The 18910-nt window shown below is 43.1% G+C and carries 16 protein-coding genes and 1 riboswitch; of the genes, 1 reads left to right on the top strand and 15 read right to left on the bottom strand.

Annotated features, from left to right (window positions below; all coding sequences use genetic code 11):
- Positions 1 to 6 precede the first annotated feature (6 nt).
- The 5 genes from ACA086_RS10145 to ACA086_RS10125 all read right to left on the bottom strand — a co-directional run bounded on the left by ACA086_RS10145 (position 7) and on the right by ACA086_RS10125 (position 4835).
- On the bottom strand, positions 7 to 1863 hold the full coding sequence (locus ACA086_RS10145) for a mucoidy inhibitor MuiA family protein (protein WP_371003191.1): 1857 nt from the start codon (positions 1861 to 1863) through the stop codon (positions 7 to 9).
- An 80-nt stretch (positions 1864 to 1943) separates the two neighbouring features.
- On the bottom strand, positions 1944 to 2669 hold the full coding sequence (locus tag ACA086_RS10140; protein WP_371003190.1) for a sulfite exporter TauE/SafE family protein: 726 nt from the start codon (positions 2667 to 2669) through the stop codon (positions 1944 to 1946).
- Positions 2666 to 3646, bottom strand: coding sequence for an NAD(P)-dependent alcohol dehydrogenase (locus tag ACA086_RS10135; RefSeq protein ID WP_371003189.1), 981 nt, complete (start codon positions 3644 to 3646; stop codon positions 2666 to 2668). Before ACA086_RS10135 ends, ACA086_RS10140 begins: the two co-directional genes overlap by 4 nt.
- Before the next feature lie 17 nt (positions 3647 to 3663).
- Positions 3664 to 4086: a DUF3052 domain-containing protein gene (locus ACA086_RS10130; RefSeq protein WP_371003188.1), complete on the bottom strand. Its 423-nt coding sequence runs from the start codon at positions 4084 to 4086 to the stop codon at positions 3664 to 3666.
- Between the two features lie 11 nt (positions 4087 to 4097).
- On the bottom strand, positions 4098 to 4835 hold the full coding sequence (locus tag ACA086_RS10125; protein ID WP_371003187.1) for a hypothetical protein: 738 nt from the start codon (positions 4833 to 4835) through the stop codon (positions 4098 to 4100).
- A gap of 256 nt (positions 4836 to 5091) precedes the next feature.
- Between ACA086_RS10125 and ACA086_RS10120 the strand changes: the two genes are divergently transcribed.
- On the top strand, positions 5092 to 7755 hold the full coding sequence (locus ACA086_RS10120; protein ID WP_371003186.1) for a DUF5916 domain-containing protein: 2664 nt from the start codon (positions 5092 to 5094) through the stop codon (positions 7753 to 7755).
- A 7-nt stretch (positions 7756 to 7762) separates the two neighbouring features.
- On the opposite strand, the gene ACA086_RS10115 is transcribed toward ACA086_RS10120, so the two are convergent.
- The 10 genes from ACA086_RS10115 to ACA086_RS10070 all read right to left on the bottom strand — a co-directional run bounded on the left by ACA086_RS10115 (position 7763) and on the right by ACA086_RS10070 (position 18879).
- The gene (locus ACA086_RS10115) at positions 7763 to 8140 is read right to left on the bottom strand and encodes a hypothetical protein (protein WP_371003185.1); all 378 of its coding nucleotides are present in this window, start codon (positions 8138 to 8140) and stop codon (positions 7763 to 7765) included.
- A 54-nt stretch (positions 8141 to 8194) separates the two neighbouring features.
- Complete coding sequence (locus tag ACA086_RS10110; RefSeq protein ID WP_371003184.1) at positions 8195 to 9532, bottom strand: Gfo/Idh/MocA family protein; 1338 nt, start codon at positions 9530 to 9532, stop codon at positions 8195 to 8197.
- Positions 9533 to 9641: 109 nt separating this feature from the next.
- On the bottom strand, positions 9642 to 10721 hold the full coding sequence (locus ACA086_RS10105) for a serine hydrolase domain-containing protein (RefSeq protein WP_371003183.1): 1080 nt from the start codon (positions 10719 to 10721) through the stop codon (positions 9642 to 9644).
- Between the two features lie 2 nt (positions 10722 to 10723).
- Entirely contained in the window at positions 10724 to 11491 is a 768-nt protein-coding gene (locus ACA086_RS10100; protein ID WP_371003182.1) for a head GIN domain-containing protein, read from the bottom strand.
- Positions 11488 to 12585 carry an acyloxyacyl hydrolase gene (locus ACA086_RS10095; protein ID WP_371003181.1) on the bottom strand — a complete coding sequence of 366 codons (1098 nt, stop codon included), beginning with the start codon at positions 12583 to 12585 and terminating at the stop codon, positions 11488 to 11490. The genes ACA086_RS10100 and ACA086_RS10095 overlap by 4 nt, the downstream gene beginning before the upstream one ends.
- Before the next feature lie 57 nt (positions 12586 to 12642).
- The gene (gene metF, locus ACA086_RS10090; RefSeq protein WP_371003180.1) at positions 12643 to 13596 is read right to left on the bottom strand and encodes a methylenetetrahydrofolate reductase [NAD(P)H]; all 954 of its coding nucleotides are present in this window, start codon (positions 13594 to 13596) and stop codon (positions 12643 to 12645) included.
- Between the two features lie 15 nt (positions 13597 to 13611).
- Complete coding sequence (metH, locus tag ACA086_RS10085; RefSeq protein WP_371003179.1) at positions 13612 to 16350, bottom strand: methionine synthase; 2739 nt, start codon at positions 16348 to 16350, stop codon at positions 13612 to 13614.
- On the bottom strand, positions 16347 to 17348 hold the full coding sequence (locus tag ACA086_RS10080) for a homocysteine S-methyltransferase family protein (protein ID WP_371003178.1): 1002 nt from the start codon (positions 17346 to 17348) through the stop codon (positions 16347 to 16349). Before ACA086_RS10080 ends, metH begins: the two co-directional genes overlap by 4 nt.
- A 95-nt stretch (positions 17349 to 17443) precedes the next feature.
- A riboswitch (SAM riboswitch) is annotated at positions 17444 to 17551 on the bottom strand.
- 98 nt (positions 17552 to 17649) lie between these two features.
- Positions 17650 to 18273 carry a phosphoadenosine phosphosulfate reductase family protein gene (locus ACA086_RS10075; protein WP_371003177.1) on the bottom strand — a complete coding sequence of 208 codons (624 nt, stop codon included), beginning with the start codon at positions 18271 to 18273 and terminating at the stop codon, positions 17650 to 17652.
- Between the two features lie 195 nt (positions 18274 to 18468).
- Positions 18469 to 18879, bottom strand: a complete 411-nt coding sequence (locus tag ACA086_RS10070; RefSeq protein WP_371003176.1) for an Rrf2 family transcriptional regulator — start codon at positions 18877 to 18879, stop codon at positions 18469 to 18471.
- Positions 18880 to 18910 lie beyond the last annotated feature (31 nt).

Genomic DNA, 18910 nt, shown 5'->3' with positions numbered 1-18910 from the left:
AGAGAGTTATTCAATGACCAAATTCCTGTTCCTGGGATATTTTACTACATATTTCAAAGTAAAGACCCTTTCCTCATTGGGATTCAGCCTGAGCTCCCATTTGATCTCCCCCGTTTGGGCATTGTGCTTGCCTCCTGAAAGTTCATCGACCTCCACTTTGATCTCGTCACGGACTGAAACGGGCACCTGATCTAGCAACAGCATGTTGATAGGCTGTGATTTGTTATTCTTAACTGTGATTTTCCAAGCCCTGGATTCTTCCTTTCTGGTTCCCACAAATTTCTTGGAGCTAAAATCAGTGATCTTTTCCCGATTCACCGAAACACTTCTATCCCTCCCAAGGGAAATGTCGAGGGTATCAGAAGTGTAACGAACATCGAGTACGGTCTTGCCCACAAAGGTATTCTCGAAGAATATATTGGCTTCCCCTTCCAGCAGGTTGTACTTCTCCCAATCCTTGATGCTACTGATCAGGTAGGCCTCTTTTTCGATTTTTGGGATGCTGAAGTACTGGTAAGTAGCCGGCAACGCATAGTCTGCCATGGTTACTGTGTACATCTTATTATCCGAGTTCACCGTATATGGCAGATCTATCAAAAAGTCGACCGTAGTCTGGTTCTCTACCTGCTGCAAGGGAACTGATTTAATCTGGGGTTCCATACTGGCATCGGCACCCATCTCATTTCGCATAGCTCTTTTTTCCTTCCCGCCGTACCCGACCACTACTACTTCCTCTAAGGTTTGTGCATCTTCTACTAAAGTGACATTCATTACAGACCTGCTGACGGGCAATGTTTTTCTTTCAAAGCCTAAATATGAAAACTCCAGACTATTTGCATTTGATGGCAATGCCAGAGAAAAGTAACCATTAAAATCAGTCGTTGTACCAATCGAACTTCCCTGCACTATCACCATTACTCCCGGCAAAGGTTGATTTTGCCTATCGCGGACAACTCCCGACACCTCATTTACGGATAGATTATACACCGGAGGACGGGTATTATAATCCAGGAAATAGGTTTGCATTTCCGGGGCAGTACCGGAAATATTCGGATTTGCAGAAGAAAGGCGGAGATTCACATCCTTCCAGTCGATTTTGGTATCCTGCTTTACATTGGCTTTGTATACCAGAGATACAGGTTGGTTTACATTGGTAGATCGTATATCATAAGAAGGGAACCAGCCTGCATTGTTAACCACATAAGTTAATTCAAGATTGGTCCTTGTGGCCCTTTTTGCCTCCATTTTTACAAGAACCTCCCCGTTGGCATATTCCTTCTTTCCGGTCAGTGTATTCATCTGATTTTGCAGATCCCGTTCTTGCACGTATAAATCGTCTAAGATCGCTTTCCTGTCCAGTTCCTTTAGTTTTATGGCCGTAAGTTGGGCACCGTAATAGTCCGCAGCCGACTTTAATGTGGCTGCAGTGAGGGTCTGATTTCCACCTATGTTCTTGTTGGCTTGAAGAAAAACGATCTCCTCGGTAAGGATATCCAGGTAAGTGCGTTCCCTTTTGATCTTGTTCCGCACCGATTCCAGCTGGGTTTCTAGGGTTAGGAGTTCTTTGCTTTTTTCCAATTTCTCCAGAAAGTTCTGTTGCTGATTGACAGAGAGTACCGTCACATTGCCATCGGCTTTAAGTTGAAGGCTTTTGCCATTGATAAAGGGTGAAAGGTCAGTAAACTTTAGAATACTGGTCCCGGCTGGGATATCAACAGCTTTCTTTCTGGTGATCTGCGCCCCTTCTATAAAAACGGTGACATCTTTAACTGTGGTTTTGACTTCAATTTCCCTGGATTCCTGGGCAAATACTATTCCCATAAATAAGAGAAAGGGTATCCCTATTATCGATTTTAAATTCATGTAATTCTGTTTATTGATTGCTTTTTCAATTTTTCAAATATCGGGCCATTAAATTTTACTCTTCATTTAATTTAAGGTTTTCATGTTAGTAGTCGGGTACAGGTGATCATCCCTATGAGCAGGATCAGTATCAGTGATAGTCGTTTAAACTTGCTTTGAGGAATATACACCAATATTCTTTTGCCTATATATGTACCCAGGATTCCTATTAGGAGTAAAAAGGGTACGTATTTGAGATCGTGGTTATGGATATATCCATTTTTGTAATAGACCAGGGTTCTGGTAAAATCTATCATAAAATCAATAAAGGCTGAGGTAGCAATAAAAACACTTTTCTCCATATTGAAGGCTGCCATAGTAAGGCCCCTGATCGCCCCACCTGTTCCCAGCAGGCCTGCAGAGAAACCAGAGATAGCACCTCCAAGAATTGAATTTTTTTTGGTTGGGGCAATGATCAATTCTTTTTTGATCAGAAAAAGTAAACTAAGACCTATCAGAAAAATTCCCAGTAGTAATTCAAGAAAGAAGGTCTTTAAAAAATTAGAAAGTATCCCGCCAAACACCACAAATAATACTGATGGGATTCCCAGATAAAGAATCAAAGACCTGTTAAGCCCTTTTTTAAATAGAAATATCTTACTCAGGTTACTGGAGAGATGAAAGATAGCTGTTAACCCAAGAACACTGTAAAAATCAAAATAGAAGTTTCCAAGGGGAACAAAAAATACTGAGGAACCAAAACCTCCTATCGTTCCGAGAATTTCTGCCAGAAGGGCGAGAAACAAGAAAAGGGTATTGATCTTCATGTAAGTGAGATTATCACATTCCCTGTTTTATGTCCCTTTTCCACATAGTGGAAGGCCTCTGGAATTTGTTCAAAGGGGTAGATCCGGTCAATAACTGGCGTAAAATGCCCTTCTTCTATCAAATTTACCAAAAACCTGATACTCCTCATGATATTGGGTGGATATGGGAATTTGACTTTCCTACCCTTGTTAAAAGGTACACTTTTGAAAATTACAGTCAAAAAGGAATACCCCAGATTCTGACTCCAGGGTCCAAGCTCAGACGAGATATAAGCACCGCCAGGCAAAAGAAGGTGTTTGCATTTCCCGAAGGTGCTTTTTCCTGAAACGTCTAATATGGCGTGATATGTTTTCTCCGATAGTGTAAAGTCTTCCTTTTGCCAGTCTATAACCTCTATTGCCCCTAATGATCGGGCCAATTGAATGTTATCTGTATTGCACACAGCTGTAATTTTCATCCCCAAATACCGCAATAGTTGTAATGTAGCTGTACCTATTCCTCCTGTTGCACCATTTACGAGCACCTGGTCTCCGGGATTCAGAGTAATCTTATTGATTATGTTATAAGCGTAATGCATACCTTCAATGCACCCTGCAGCTTGTTTCATATTAATACCCTGTGGTACTTTGGTAAAAGCCATAGAGGGCCGAAGGAGCAGGTATTCAGCATAGGATCTCAGTCCGGAATCAGCAAAGCCAAAGACCCTGTCCCCCGGCTTATAGGCTGTGACCTCATTACCTGTTTCAACAACTTCTCCTGAAAATTCCGTTCCAAGAATTGGGTTTCTTGGTTTAAACAGGCCCATGGACAAGCGCATAATTGCTGGTTTGGCCCTTAAATTTGCGCAGTCTGTCCTGTTAACCGAAGTGGCCATCACTTTTATCAGAATCTCCTTAGGTTTGGGGGCGGGTTTGGGGACGTCCTGGAGTTTGAGTACATCGGGCGCACCGTATTTTTTATATAGAAAGGCCTTCATTTATTTTCTTATCAAACTTATTTCCTGTCCTTTAGAGGAATCACAAATTTAAGTGCTGACCAGACCTCATTTACTGAACACACTTTAATATCGACCAGGCCATGCTTTATTCCAATTTTACGAACTATATTACCATCAAGGCCGGTTTTACGCCTGGCAGCCTTTTTAGGCCAGGAGATCCATATCATCCCTTTTTGCTTTAGTTGATCCCTTAAACCCGGAAGTTCCTTATCCAAAGTCATGGCATCGGTTGCGAAATAGTGAACAAAATCAACTAAAACAATCCCATCCTGGGCATATTCGACATCATCTGGAAAATCGGGAAAGAAATCTTTATATGGAGATGGTTGATGGACAATCCTAATAACAAATCCCGATTTAATTCCCAGTTTTCGGACAAGGGGGGTACCTGAATATCCCGATTGTGACTTTATACCCATAATTTCTTACCCTAGAAATTAAAGTCGAGCCACAACTTCCATTCCTCCCCTTTCTTAAACCAAAGCAGAAAATAAAGTCCCTGGCCACCGGTATCGTACATACCGACTTCGTAAACAATCTGATTATTGACCTGGATGATCTTCTGTGGAGTGAGGTCAATGCTATACGAATCGTTTTTCATGTAGCCATAGGCGTCGGCAATTTGCATACCAACATACTCTACCCCTTTATAAAAATAACGCCCTTCGCCGGCAAAAACATTTTTTGCGATAAGTTCTGGCCGGTGCTGGTTAGAATATAATTCCCAGGAAGAGCGCAATAGCCCGATTTCCGTTTTACTATTTTCTGTTACGCCCGATTTTGGTGCGATCGCCTCAAAGACCTTTACCCAACTTTCACTTTTCTTCCAGCCAATAATACTGTGAAAGGCCGTTCCTTTATCCGTTGTATATATCCCATGAACAAATAATTGTCCGGGATATAGTTGAAAATAGGCCAGTGTATCATATTTTATTATTTGGTCTGATCCAGTAAGTTCATTCCATGCTGCTTTGATGGACGGCTTACCTATATGCAGGGTTTCATTAACAATCAGGCCACTGATCTCAGTATAGGGCAATTCAGATCCTGGTTGTTTCTGTAGCGTTTTTAACCAGGTTTGTTGTAGTTTGTAAGTTGCTGTTCTCGAATTTTGATCCTGACTATAAGCTTTATTAACCTTGAGACCAATGAGACTTAATAATATCATTAGGAAAATCCCTTTCCTTATGCAATTGAGTACAGTTCTGATGTAAATCTGCAGTGTCACTAAAAATGCATTTTGTTATTAAAAGTACTGAATATTTACTAGTCTATTGGGAAGCGTTTAATCATGGAGTCTGCTAACTAAACAACACCTTCAGAGAAATATCTATTACCTTATGTACAATCAATACCTTAAAAAAATCAAATTTTTCTGTAACAATCGGATTTTTTGGCCGTCTTTTAATCACAACAACTAACCCATGCGAAATCTGCTGCTGTGTCTCAGTTTTGTGGCTGGCATTCTTATTCCAACTTTTGGCCAGGATAGAGACAGTACCATTGTAAAGAGAATTTACACTACTAAACCTATTAAGGATGTTTCTGCCCCTAAAATTGACGGAGACCTCGATGAAAAAGCCTGGGAATTGGTAGAATGGTCAGGTGATTTTATTGAGTTTAGACCTGACACGGGTACTCCTCCCACAGAACAGACCCTGATGAAGATCCTGTATGATGACAAGAACCTCTATGTCGCTTTTAAGTGTTTTCAGGAGGACCCGGCAACAATTGAACGGCGCCTGGGCCGGCGCGATACCTTTCCCGGAGACTGGGTTGAAATAAATATTGACAGTTATAATGATGACCGCACGGCATTTTCTTTTACCGCCTCCTCCTCCGGGGTGAAAAGTGACGAGTTTGTTTCAAATAATGACAACTTTGACAGTAGCTGGAATCCCATCTGGTATCTCAGTACAAAGATCAACAAGGACGGGTGGACTGCAGAAATCCGGATACCTTTGAGTCAGTTGCGATTTAGCAAGTCCCAGGACCAGGTTTGGGGCCTGCAGGCAACCCGGCGCTATTTTAACAATGAAGAAAGGTCCTTATGGCAGGAAGTGGATGCTAATCCACCCGGTTGGGTAAGTGAATTTGGTGAATTGCATGGGTTGATAGGACTGGTTCCGCAAAAACAACTGGAAATACAACCCTATAGTCTAAGTCAGTTAGACACCTATGAGGCAGAACCTGGAAATCCATTCCGTGATGGTAGCGATTCGAAGTTTGCGGGTGGACTCGATGCTAAGATCGGAATCACCAACGATTTAACACTTGATCTCACTATCAATCCCGATTTTGGGCAGGTAGATGCCGATCCCGGAGCCATTGCGCTTGACGGATTTGAAATCTTCTTCCAGGAAAGGAGACCTTTTTTCGTAGAGAATAAAAATGTATTTGATTTCAGACTGGGAGGAGGTCCGGATAATTTATTCTTCTCAAGGCGGATAGGGAGAACCCCTCAGGGCTATACAACCTTTAATTCTGAATTGGGAGAATACGAAGATATTCCCAATTTTACGACCATTCTGGGCGCTGCCAAGTTTAGCGGAAAAACGGCAAACGGCTGGTCTATTGGTTTGTTGGAAAGTGTTACCGCCAAGGAATACGGAGAAATTAAGCTGGATAACCGGCCTGCTGTTATCAATGACCTGCCGGTTTTGGGTACCGAACGAAGAGAGATTGTTGAACCGATGACGAACTACCTCGTCGGCAGATTGCAAAAAGACTTTAATGATCGAAATTCGTACGTAGGAGGGATTTTCACAGCTACCAACCGAAACCTGGAAGGAAATCTGGATTTTTTACATAAGTCGGCCTACAGTGGGGGGCTCGACTTTAAACATAACTGGAAGAACAGAACCTATTACGTTGAAGGAGTTTTTTCTTTTAGCAAAGTAATAGGAAGTGAGGACGCGATAACCCAGACGCAGCAATCCCTTACACATCTGTTCCAGCGAACAGATGCCGGCCATGTAAGTGTGGATACCACCAGGACCTCTCTCAGTGGAACCGGGGGTAGAATTGAGATAGGAAAAAGCGGGGGAGGAAACTGGCGATACAACTTAGGTGGATTTTGGAAATCCCCTGAGCTGGAACTCAATGATATCGGATTTTTACGACAGGCTGATGATTTTAGACAATACGCCAATGTGAGAAGGGTATTTAACAAGCCAACATCCTGGTTCAGGCAGGCCAGTTTTGGAGGGGAAATGTCTACTGCTTTTGATTTTGAGGGTAATTACAATAGAATTCAATATGAATTATTCGGTTTTGTCAATTTCACCAACAACTATTTTCTTGATTTCGGAGCCGCCCATAAGCCCCGGATTTTTGTCAATACCTTCCTGAGGGGTGGACCCCGATGGCGATATAACGAAGAAAATTTCTGGTATTTGTTCGTCGGAACAGACCAGAGAAAAAAATTAAGTATTGTCGCCGGGACAGTAAATTCTCAGGCCACTCAGGATAATTTTTCTTTTTACCGCTATCGGTTGAGTTTTAGATATCAACCCATTAACGCCATGAGTATATCGCTGAATACCGAATATTCTCAAAATCCAAGTCGAACCCAATACGTCGGTGAACAGAGTTTTAACGGGCAGCCCAGATATATTCTCGGTGCTATCGATCAGGAAACCCTCAGTACCACCCTAAGAATTAATTACAACCTCAACCCCGACCTTAGTCTGCAATACTATGCGCAGCCTTTTATATTTAAAGCAGATTTCTCCGATTTTAACTATGTGGCAAATCCTATAGCTTCGAACCTGGAGGAACGAATTAATTTATTCGGGGAAGATCAGATTCAATTTAACAACGGTGTTTACGAAGTGGATGAAGATAGAAACGGGTCTGTGGATTACAGTTTTAGCGATCCCGATTTTGCTTTTGTGCAGTTTCGTTCAAATCTCGTTTTGAGGTGGGAGTATATTCCGGGGTCGGAAATCTTTCTGGTATGGTCTCAGGGAATCACCGGAAGCGGCGATGTCAACAGCAGTTTCGGGTCTATCATTGAAGACCAGCTGCTCAATCAGAAAGCAAATAATACATTTCTTTTAAAAGCAACCTATCGCTTTAATCTATAATAATTCCTCACTGGGAATTCAACCATTTTCTGGCTTTTTCCTCATTCTTGAAGCCCTTGAACTGCCAGTTGGTATTTAAATGGCGAGACATTTCAATATATTTCTCGATCTTTTTCCTGATCTTTTCCTTATCTGCGATATAGGCAATTTTAAGTTGGAGTCCCGACTGACTGGCAGCTACATCCAGGAAAGTGATATCAACGATCTCAACAGGTTTCCATTCCACACTTTCGGTCTGCAGCGTATGCACGATCTGATATTTGGCGGTTTCAGATCTGGGATCTTTGAAGAAAAGGCCATTGGCTTCTTCAATTTCTTCTGAAGTTACATGGCCATAAAATTCCCATTTAATCCCATCCTCTTCCCAAATAGTATTAAACGGCATGGAACTGCTTTTTTAATTCTTTTTTAAAATATAAATATTTTTGGATTTACGCAATCAGAAATCACGGTATTCCCCTGATAGATAGCGATTTGCTTTCTCTTCCCTAAAACTTGCTTTTTCGCTATCCCAATGGAGTTTTTTATTTGGAAACCTGCCGGCTATTACCCCAAGCAATATCGTCTCTGTAAGTCGCGCCGAATAGGAAAAGGGAGCGGTACAGCTATCTGTACCTAAACATGCATCCACAAACTGGTGGTAATGTTTATCTCCTTCCACGGCATAATCACGAACAGGCTCACCGATTTGTCCGGAATTTACAAAAGGGGAGACATCGATCTCCTTGTATTCCCCGTCAACAATGTGTCGGGGTAATTCCATAAAGTGAGGTAGGAGTAATTTTCCTTTTTCGCCAATAAACATGGCACCTTGTAAAGGCAATTTGTCCTTATTAGGCAGTTTCAGGTCCTTGTGACTATGGGGCGCCCCTTTCCCGTCGTACCAAACCCATTTTAGTGTCTCGGTGGTATAAGGTGTACCCGGAAACTCGTAAGTCACGGAATTCTTTTCCGGATATCCGAAACCATTTGGTTTGCGGCATTGATTTTTTACTGTAAAAGGAACATCAAGTTCCAGGGCATTATACGGAGTGTCAAATATATGCACTCCCATATCGCCCAGCGTCCCACAACCAAAGTCGACCAGCTTACGCCAGTTCGCCGGATGATATACCTGGTCCTTATAAGGTCTTGAGGCCGAAGTACCCAACCAAAGATTCCAGTCCAAATGGGAAGGTACGGGATCTGAACCTGTGGGAATGGGACCGTCATAGCCCCAGTTCTTAGGGGACCAGGCCCGAACACAGGATACTTTGCCTATGATCCCGGATTGTATGAGTAATGTTGCCAGTTTATAATCATAAAAGGAATGCACCTGTATTCCCATTTGGGTAATCAGGTTTTTTTCATCGGCCAGTTTTCGCATTGCCCTCACTTCAGAAACGTGGTGCGCAAGTGGTTTCTGGCAATAGACCGGTTTATCGAGTTGCATGGCCAGCATGGAAGCCGGTGCGTGGGTATGATCGGGGGTTGAAACTATCACGGCATCGATCTCATCGGCCATTTGGGAAAAGAGCAGGCGATAATCGGCAAATCCTTTTGCTTGGGGGTGCATTTTCAGAGCAGATTCTAGGTTTTTTGAATCCACATCGCACAGGGCAACTACTTTAACTTGCTTATGCGAAGTGATAGACTTTAGGTCTTCAGCCCCCATTCCACCGACCCCAATATGAGCAGTTCGCAGAACCTTGTCCTGAGAAGCAGGCCAAACGGCGGAAGGAAGCAGGGATACGGAGGAGGCCACCGCGGTGTTTTTTAGGAAATCGCGCCTTTTCATAACTAAAAAAGAGTTAGAGAGTTAATTTTAAAAATTGTAAACTGATTAATTGATATTGCTTTATCGAATTAAAGGTAACGAATTAGAATGAACCTAATAAAACTGCCTATCAAATAAGATATACTGAGGAAAGATGATCCAGGACAGAAGGAAGAACTATGTCGTCAAGTACAGGCTGGACCTTTGGATCTGTACAATTAATCAAAAGGGATATCACAACCTCATCTTCGGGATACACAAAAAAGTTACTGTATCCCCCTACTCCATTGCCCACATGTCCTATAAAGGGACGCCCGTTTTTGTCCATACTTACCTGCATTCCCAGGCCGTAGTAGGTAGAACTACCATTAATCATTTGTGGGGTAAGAAATTCCGCCATGATCTCTGAGGAAACCAGACTGTTTTCCAGATACGCCTGTCCCAGTTTGGCAAGATCCTCGGATGTGGAAAGGTATCCGCCTCCTGCGAGTTTATAGCGATTATCCACAGGAATAGACGGGCGGAATCCCGAGAGTGTTCGGGTATAAGGAATGGCCTTTCCTTTGGGCTTCTCTTCGGGAACCTCTACCAGGGTATTTGTCATTCCAAGAGGATTCAGGATTTCCTTCTGCACATAGACCGAAAAAGGTATCCCACTGACTTCTTCCATAGCGAGTGAGATAAGCACCCAGTCAAAACTGTTGTAGAGGTAATCTGTCCCCGGGCGGAATTGCAGGGGATCGTTTTTAAATAACTCCAGGCTCTCTTTGATGGTATACGGTTTGTTTAAGGCGTACTCCTTCCCTCTATAACCTCTGATGCCGGCTGTATGGGACGCCAGTTGCCGTATACTAAAGTCGAATTCCTTTTTGGGAAAATAGGGGACATAAGAGTAAAAGGACTTGTCGAGATCTATCTTCCTCTCCATTACCATTTTTGCCAGGGCCATGGAAGCGATGGGTTTGGAAGCACTGGCTATTCTAAATATGGTTTCCGGGTCTACTGGAATTCGTTGGTCTATGTCGGCCCATCCAAAACCCTTTTGAATTACCTTCTTCCCCCGGTGCAGAACGGTAACAGCCAAGCCCGGTACTTTAGATTCATCCACCCAGGTATTAAAAGGCAGGTAAAAGGGTGCTGAATTATCTTCCAAATCCTTTTCAGACGTCTGTTTTGAAAACACTTTTAGAATGTTGGTAAAAAATCCCATTATTAGTCGTTGTAAATCAACTTCCCACGGAAGAGCACTTCCACGGAAACTGAGTCCGGACGGTTAAAACTGATCACGTCACCCGTTCCTCTAATCACACCCCTAAGAATTTGCTGAGGGTTTACCAGGATGTCATTACTCCCTCTGTGGTTGACGATGACTTCATCCGCCAGCAGGGCTTCGGCTTCAATCCTTGAGTCCCCTGCTGCTATAGTAGTGTTAAATCGCTCAGCATTCCCCGCTAATTTAAAATAGGCAATTCCATTGGCAACTAGTTGCAGATTCTGTACATCTACAGTCATGTCAAAAGATCCGTCTGTAGTTTCCGTTTCAGGGTTATTAAAGCTCTCTGTGATCAGGGTGAGGTTGGGAAAATTCAGGGTACCCTCACTTCTTACCGGCCAACCAGTACTACTTCTGATTTCATTGATATTGGGGGAGGCTACAAAAACCTTAGTTATCCCGTACTCCCGGAAGAGATTGCAATTATTGGTATTTCGTAAAATCAGGGTATTACCTTCCACCACGGCACTGACCTCTTCCCTCAGGTACTCCCCTGTTTCTATGATCACCTGCTGTTGGGATCCTGATCTTACCACAAGTTGAACTCCTTCAAAAACGGTAATTTTTTCAAATCCGGGCAGTGTTACCTCCTCCTGTACCAGATCCCCTGCATTCTGAAAACAATCGGGGACATTATCTCCGTTGCAGCCAGAAAAAAACAGGGCAGCAAAAACGGCCGTATATTTAAGTGCTCTTACTCTTTTCATAACCTGATTCCTATTCCCAATTCTACGGCTTCAGCCTTTGCGGCATGTGATTTGAGGCTGAGGGCGGCAAACCATTTATCTCCGAAATATCGTTTGACTCCTACCCGATTGTATACCTGCCCTTCAAAGTCGAAGGGATAATACACATAGTATCCCAGTTGGGTGATAACACTGAGCTTATTTATAAACAACTCATGCCCCACAAAAATCCCCACTCTCTTAAAGTCGGTTGCAGGATCCACCTCAAGTTCAGGAAAGGAGGTGGACTGAAATCGGATCAATTCTTTCAGAAAATTAGAGTAAAATACGTCCGATCCCAACTGAATAGCGCTAAACTTTCCAAGGCGTTTATCGGCATATGCCGAGAAAATATAAAAGGGATATTGTCCTGAATTAATTACATCACTTTCATTAATTCCACTTCTGAGAACCAAATTCATCTTAACTGACTCCCTTATTTCGGGTTGTTCTTTTCGTATAAACTCCTCATTTGGATCACCCCTGAGGTCGTAGATCAGGCCTGCGTTAAAAGCAAAAGTATTGGTGGAGGTATTAGGTGCTTTTACGTTGGCATTGGAATAATGGATCAGGGAAATTCCGGCCTTTACACCCAGGTTTTTATAGAGACGTGGCTTGTGATAGTTAAAGACCAGAAAAGTAGAACTCATTAGATGCGAGCCATAAGCATTATTCCTGAAATTCTCCACTTTATTGTACGGGTTGGTATTATACGCTACTCCCTGCCCGATGCGGAATTGCAGCTTGCGCTTCAAAAGATAAAAATTATAATGCAGATAAACGCCCAGATTATGTCCAAGGGTACTGTTCTTCATATCCTGATACACCACTGAAACGCCGGTATCGGGAAAATTAAAAGGGGCCTCCCACCCTTCATGTCCGAAAGTCTGCTTGTTAAAGCCAAGAATAACCCCCGAAGGATGTTCTCTGATAAGATGAGATATGTCTGTATTGTGCAACAGGATAGAGCCGTAAAAGGGCGTTACATCCATATTCCAGTAGACTGGGGAATCCTCCTGTTGGGCATAGCCCAGGGAGAAGCACAGCAGGCATAAAAGTAAGATTCGGATTTTCATGGGGCGTAAAAATAGCAATTATTCGGCAGGTGTAACCGTGTCTTGATCCCAGGGGGATTAAAATACTGCTTTCGCTATTTCCCTAATATTATCACTTTTGCCCATAGAGTAATAGTGTAGCACTGGGGCTCCTGCTGCTTTGAGTTCTTTTGACTGATCGATGGCCCATTCAATTCCTACTCGTCTTACTTCTGAGTTATTCCTGCATTTCTCCACTTCCTCGATAAGATCCTGGGGCAAATCAATCCGGAAAACCTGAGGAAGTAATTGGAGGTGCCTTTTTACGGCAATAGGTTTAATTCCCGGAATGATGGGTACATCAATTCCTGCATCCCGTGCTGCGGTAACAAAATCAAAGTATTTTTGGTTGTCAAAAAACATCTGAGTTACGATGTATTGAGCTCCGAGATCGACCTTTTTCTTAAGCCATTTCAGATCGGTCTTCATGGAAGGAGCTTCCATATGTTTCTCGGGATATCCTGCTACACCAATACAAAAGTCGGAACAATTATCAGTTTCGATCACTTCGTGAAGATACTGTCCGGAATTCAGGTTTCTAATTTGACTAACCAAATCAGACGCGTATTTATGACCTCCCTTCGTAGGTTCAAAATACTGCTCTCCTTTCATAGCATCACCTCTTAATGCCATGACATTGTCAATCCCTAGATAGTGACAATCTACCAGAAGGTATTCAGTCTCCTCTTTTGTAAATCCCCCACAGAGCACATGCGGAATCGTATCTACATCGTATTTATGTTTTATTGAAGCACAAATTCCCACGGTTCCGGGACGCATCCTGGTTAGTTTCTTGTCTAGTAAGCCATCGCGGTCTATGTATACGTATTCCTCCCGTGAGGTAGTCACGTCTATAAATGGAGGCTTAAACTCCATCAAAGGGTTTATATTGTCATAGAGTTCCTGTATACTCCTCCCTTTTACCGGCGGAATTATCTCAAAGGAAAAAAGGGTTTCCCCTTCAGCCCTTTCTATATGTTCGGTTACTTTCATTCTTTTTGCTGTTGTTTAATCTGCCAGATTCGGTGCCAGCCATTTACGAGCCTCCTTTAATGAAATTCCTTTACGATTTGCATAGTCCTCTAATTGATCCTCGGCAATTTTTCCAACTCCAAAATAACGGGCCTGTGGGTGAGCAAAATAGTAGCCACTGACACTGGCTGCAGGCCACATCGCAAGACTTTCGGTTAAGGTAACTCCAATAGTTTCCTCTACATCCAGAATCTCCCAGATGGTTTTCTTTTCAAGATGGTCGGGGCAGGCAGGATATCCCGGGGCTGGCCGGATTCCCTTATATGCCTCCCGGATCAGATCTTCATTAGTTAGGGATTCACTCCGGGCATATCCCCAATAGTCTGTTCTGATCTCACGGTGCAGATATTCGGCTAAAGCCTCTGCCAGCCGATCGGCCAAAGCCTTCACCATGATGGCACTATAATCATCCAGAGCTGCTTCATATTTCCTGGCCAGTTTTTCTGTACCAAAACCTGCAGTTACACAGAAACACCCTATATAGTCCTGTATCCCGGATGATTTGGGAGCGACAAAATCGGCAAGTGCCAGGTGTGGCACTCCTTTCTTTTTCCGTATCTGCTGCCTTAAAGTACGAAAGACATAAGCTGGCTTTTCGCGTTTAAGCAGCACTTCAATATCATCGTCATTTATAGAATTTGCAGGAAAAAGACCAAAAACTGCCTTGGCCTTTAAAAGCCTTTTTTCAATTATGGTATTCAACATCTCCTTTGCATCGTCGAACAAGCCGGTTGCCTGCTCCCCCACCATCTCATCTTTCAAAATATGGGGATATTTGCCATGGAGATCCCAGCTTCGAAAAAACGGAGTCCAGTCCATAAATGGTTCCAGGAGACTAAGGTCTACCTCTTCAAGGACATGTGTTCCTATTTGTTTTGGTTCTGTAATTTCTGCCGTACTCCAAGACAGAACTAGTTTGTTCTTTCGCGCTTCCCCTAAACTTATGTACTCTTTATGTTTCCCCCGATCGAGAAATTTATCACGAAAATCGGCGTAGTTTGATTTTAATTCTTTTATATATCCTTCAGAGCGGTCTGGTTGAAGAAGATCCCCAACCACAGTAACAGCCCTGGAGGCATCATTGACATGGACTACAGCTGCTTTATACTGAGGGTCTATCTTAACGGCTGTATGGGCTTTGCTCGTTGTAGCACCACCAATTAGTAATGGAACACTGAAATTCTGTAGTTCCATCTCTTTTGCCAGAAATACCATTTCATCTAGGGAGGGGGTGATGAGTCCGCTCAACCCTATAATATCCACCTGATGTTCTACGGCTTTCTGAATGATCTTTTCCGGTGGGACCATGACACCTAAATCAATGATTTCGTAATTATTGCATGCAAGGACCACACTTACAATGTTTTTACCTATATCGTGTACATCTCCTTTTACTGTGGCTAAAAGTATCTTCCCGGCCGAACCACGTGCAGATCCCTCCTGGGATGCTTCGATAAAGGGTGTAAGGTAGGCCACGGCCTTTTTCATAACCCTGGCCGATTTTACCACCTGGGGAAGGAACATTTTACCACTTCCAAAGAGGTCACCAACTACATTCATCCCGTTCATCAGATGCCCTTCGATCACTGCTATTGGTCTTTCCGCACTTTTTCTGGCCTCCTCTACATCTTCAATGATATACTCGTCAATTCCCTTAACCAGTGCCTTTGTAATTCTGTCCTGAATGGATTCTTTTCGCCAGCTGAGATCTTTTTTATTCTGCCTGGATTTACCTACCACTTTTTCTGCAAAATCCAGTAGCCTTTCAGTGGCATCATGGCGTCTGTTCAGGATCACATCCTCCACATATTCAAGCAGATCTTCCGGAATATCATCGTAAACTTCCAGCAGAGCCGGGTTTACAATGCCCATATTCATCCCGGCCCTGATGGCATGGAACAGGAAGACTGAATGCATAGCTTCTCGCACCGTAGTATTCCCTCTAAAACTAAAGGATACATTACTCACTCCCCCACTCACGCTGCAGTGCGGTAAGTTTGCCCTCACCCAGCGGGTAGCCTCAATAAAGTCGACAGCATTGCGTTTGTGTTCTTCCATCCCCGTAGCTACAGGAAATACGTTAAGATCAAAAATGATGTCTTCAGCAGGAAAATTAAGTTGATGGACAAGGATGTCATACGATCTCCCTGCAATTTCAAGCCTGCGTTCATAGGTGTCGGCCTGCCCCTGTTCATCAAAAGCCATTATAATTACAGCAGCCCCGTATCGTCTAATGAGTTTTGCTTGCCGGATAAACTCTTCCTCCCCTTCCTTAAGGCTGATGGAATTTACCACGCATTTTCCCTGAGCAACTTGTAGTCCGGCCTCGAGGATTTCCCATTTGGAACTGTCAATCATCAGTGGCACTCTGGCGATATCAGGTTCTGCCAGGATCAGGTTGAGAAATTTTACCATTGCTTCCTTTCCGTCGATCAGGCCATCATCCATATTCACATCGATGATCTGGGCACCACCTTCTACCTGGTGCCTCGCAATTTCGACGGCTTCCTCAAACTTTCCTTCCTTTATCAAGCGAAGAAACTTCCGGGAACCGGCTACATTGGTTCGTTCCCCAATATTGATAAAATTGCTTTCAGGAGTAATTACCAGAGGCTCCAGGCCTGAGAGTTTTAGCGGTCTGCGTTCACGCCTCTTTTCTGATGCGAGCTGAAATGAGGAAGAATCCCTGGTTATATGGTGCTTATCACTTGTCATGCCGGTGATAGTACTTTTCTCGGGTTATATTCTGCGACCAACCGCGCTATTGCATTGATATGGGCAGGGGTGGTTCCACAACATCCCCCTACAATATTTACAAGGTCTTTTTCGAGATACTCCCTGATCTGTACAGCCATTTCCTCCGGACTCTGGTCGTATTCTCCGAAGGCATTGGGCAGACCGGCATTGGGATGAGCCGAGACCGGGTATGATGTCTTTGCGGCTAAGATCTGGAGGTGTGGTACTAACTGACTGGCTCCCAGCGCGCAATTAAAACCTACCGACAGGAAGGGAATGTGTGATACTGATATTAAAAAAGATTCGGCTGTCTGTCCTGAAAGAGTACGTCCTGAGGCATCCGTGATAGTGCCACTGATCATCACCGGAATGGCAATCCCGCGTTCTTCTTTGATCTCTTCTATTGCAAATAATGCTGCTTTCGCATTAAGCGTATCAAAAATAGTTTCCACCAGAAGGAGGTCCACTCCTCCATCTAAAAGAGCTGTAGCTTGTTCGTAATAAGCCTTCCTGAGCTCCTCAAATGAAATGGCCCGAAATCCAGGGTCGTTTACGTCAGGAGACATACTCGCCGTTTTGTTGGTAGGGCCCATACTTCCGGCAACAAATCTCGGTTTGTGGGGTTCCTCCCGGGTAAATTCTTCAGCAACTTCCTTTGCTATACGAGCCGATTCATAATTCAATTCATATACCAGTTCCTGCATATGGTAGTCTGCCATGGCAACTGACGTTGAAGAAAAGGTATTTGTCTCTACGATATCAGCTCCGGCGGCAAAGTATTTCCTGTGTATTTCTGCAATCGCAGCAGGCTGGGTAAGGGAAAGCAAGTCGTTATTTCCCTGCAGGGGATGCGTCCATTCCCTGAACCGATCACCACGGAAATCTGAATCTGTAAAATTGTATTGTTGAAGCATGGTACCCATTGCCCCGTCTAAAACAAGAATTCGCTCTTGTAAAATATCTTCTATCCGAGCCATTGAAAAATTAATAGTACACCTAAGATCTTCGGTAATCATTACCGAAAATCAAAAATAAAATATCAAGAAGCAGGAAAGGGTTGTACCTTAAATGTTTGTTATCTGTCCAGCCTTCAGCGGGATAGAATGTAGCACCTTCTTTACTGGATAAAGGGTTGCTAAGGTTTCAGCGGGTCTAGTCCCTCCACCTTTCTTGATAACTAATTTTCAGTGTGTTAATGAACAATAACAAAGAAAGGTCACTCTGTAGTTATAAACAAGTAAAATACAGACTTTTTAGGGAAGTAAATTGTCTGAAACTCTAGAGGTGAATGCCGCACTCCCTATGTTGCAAAACCTTGGTGGGATCAAAATAATCCATTTCGTTAGGGAGCTGATGTTGTTTCAGGTACCCCTTCAATTCCAGATCTGTCCAGTAATAAAACGGACTCACTTTTAAAATCCCGTCTTTATTGATGCTGAGTATATCCAGGGAATCGCGAAAAGCAGTCTGCCCTTTTCTGATATTGGTAAACCACACATCAGGCCGATGCTCCTGCATTGCGCGTCTGAAGGGTTCGAGTTTTACCTGTTCCGTGAATTGCTGATGTTCCGGGTTATCGATTGATGGCTGACCCATGAGTATTTCTCGCCTGGCGCGAGATTGTCTGGGTACATAAATTTTCATATTAAGGTCTAGTTGCCCCATTACCCGCTCAGCATGCCTATACGTTGCTTCTGTATTGTATCCCGTATCACACCAGATGACAGGCACATCATTTTTTATTTCCGTTACTGCATGGAGAATAGAAGAGGAATAAGGTCCAAAGTTTGTTGTAAGTACAGGTCGTCTTGAATATTCAAGTGCCCAGGCTATAATTTCTTCCGTAGGAATTCCCCTGAATTGAGCATTGAGATGTTCCAGATGTTTGTCTGTAAAAGTCATGCAAATAGGTAATTTGATAGCGTTTATTATTATCCTATTGTTTTAATAGGAATTTCAAAAATACATTTTCCATGGTACTTAACAATAGATGACAATATAAAAAATAATATTACCCTACTATTTTAGTAGATTAATAAAAACAAAGGGGAATTTTTAATAAATTCGTAGTAATTATGAGGAGTTGAAGTAATTTCCTCAGGACATTAGATCTGCAAGGGTTGTATTTCGATAAACTTCAAGAGCACTATCCCTCACCTTCAGCATTAGTTTATGCACAGAGCAGCTTTGTTCATCGGGGCAATCCTCACATTGCTCATAAAAATTGAGACTTACGCAGGACACCATGGCTATCGGACCTTCTAAAACCCGCATCACAGTAGTCATGGGTATTTCAGAGGGATCTTTAATCAGATAATACCCTCCTCCTTTTCCTTTCTTGGATCCGAGGTAACCGGTTCCCCTGAGTGTCAGTAAAATGCTCTCTAAAAATTTCTGAGAAATATTTTCTTGTTCAGCGATATCAGCAATGGGGATTGGCTCTTTTTTATCTTGTTTGGCCAGGAAGGTAAGGGCCTTCAAGCCATACTTGGTCTTTTTGGAAAGCATAAGGCTAAGATAGCGAAAAGTGCTGAAATAT

The sequence above is a fragment of the Muriicola sp. E247 genome, assembly GCF_041358175.1.
GTDB lineage: Bacteria > Bacteroidota > Bacteroidia > Flavobacteriales > Flavobacteriaceae > Muriicola.
The sequence above is the reverse complement of the archived record's forward strand: the minus strand, read 5'-3'. Positions and strand labels throughout refer to the sequence as shown.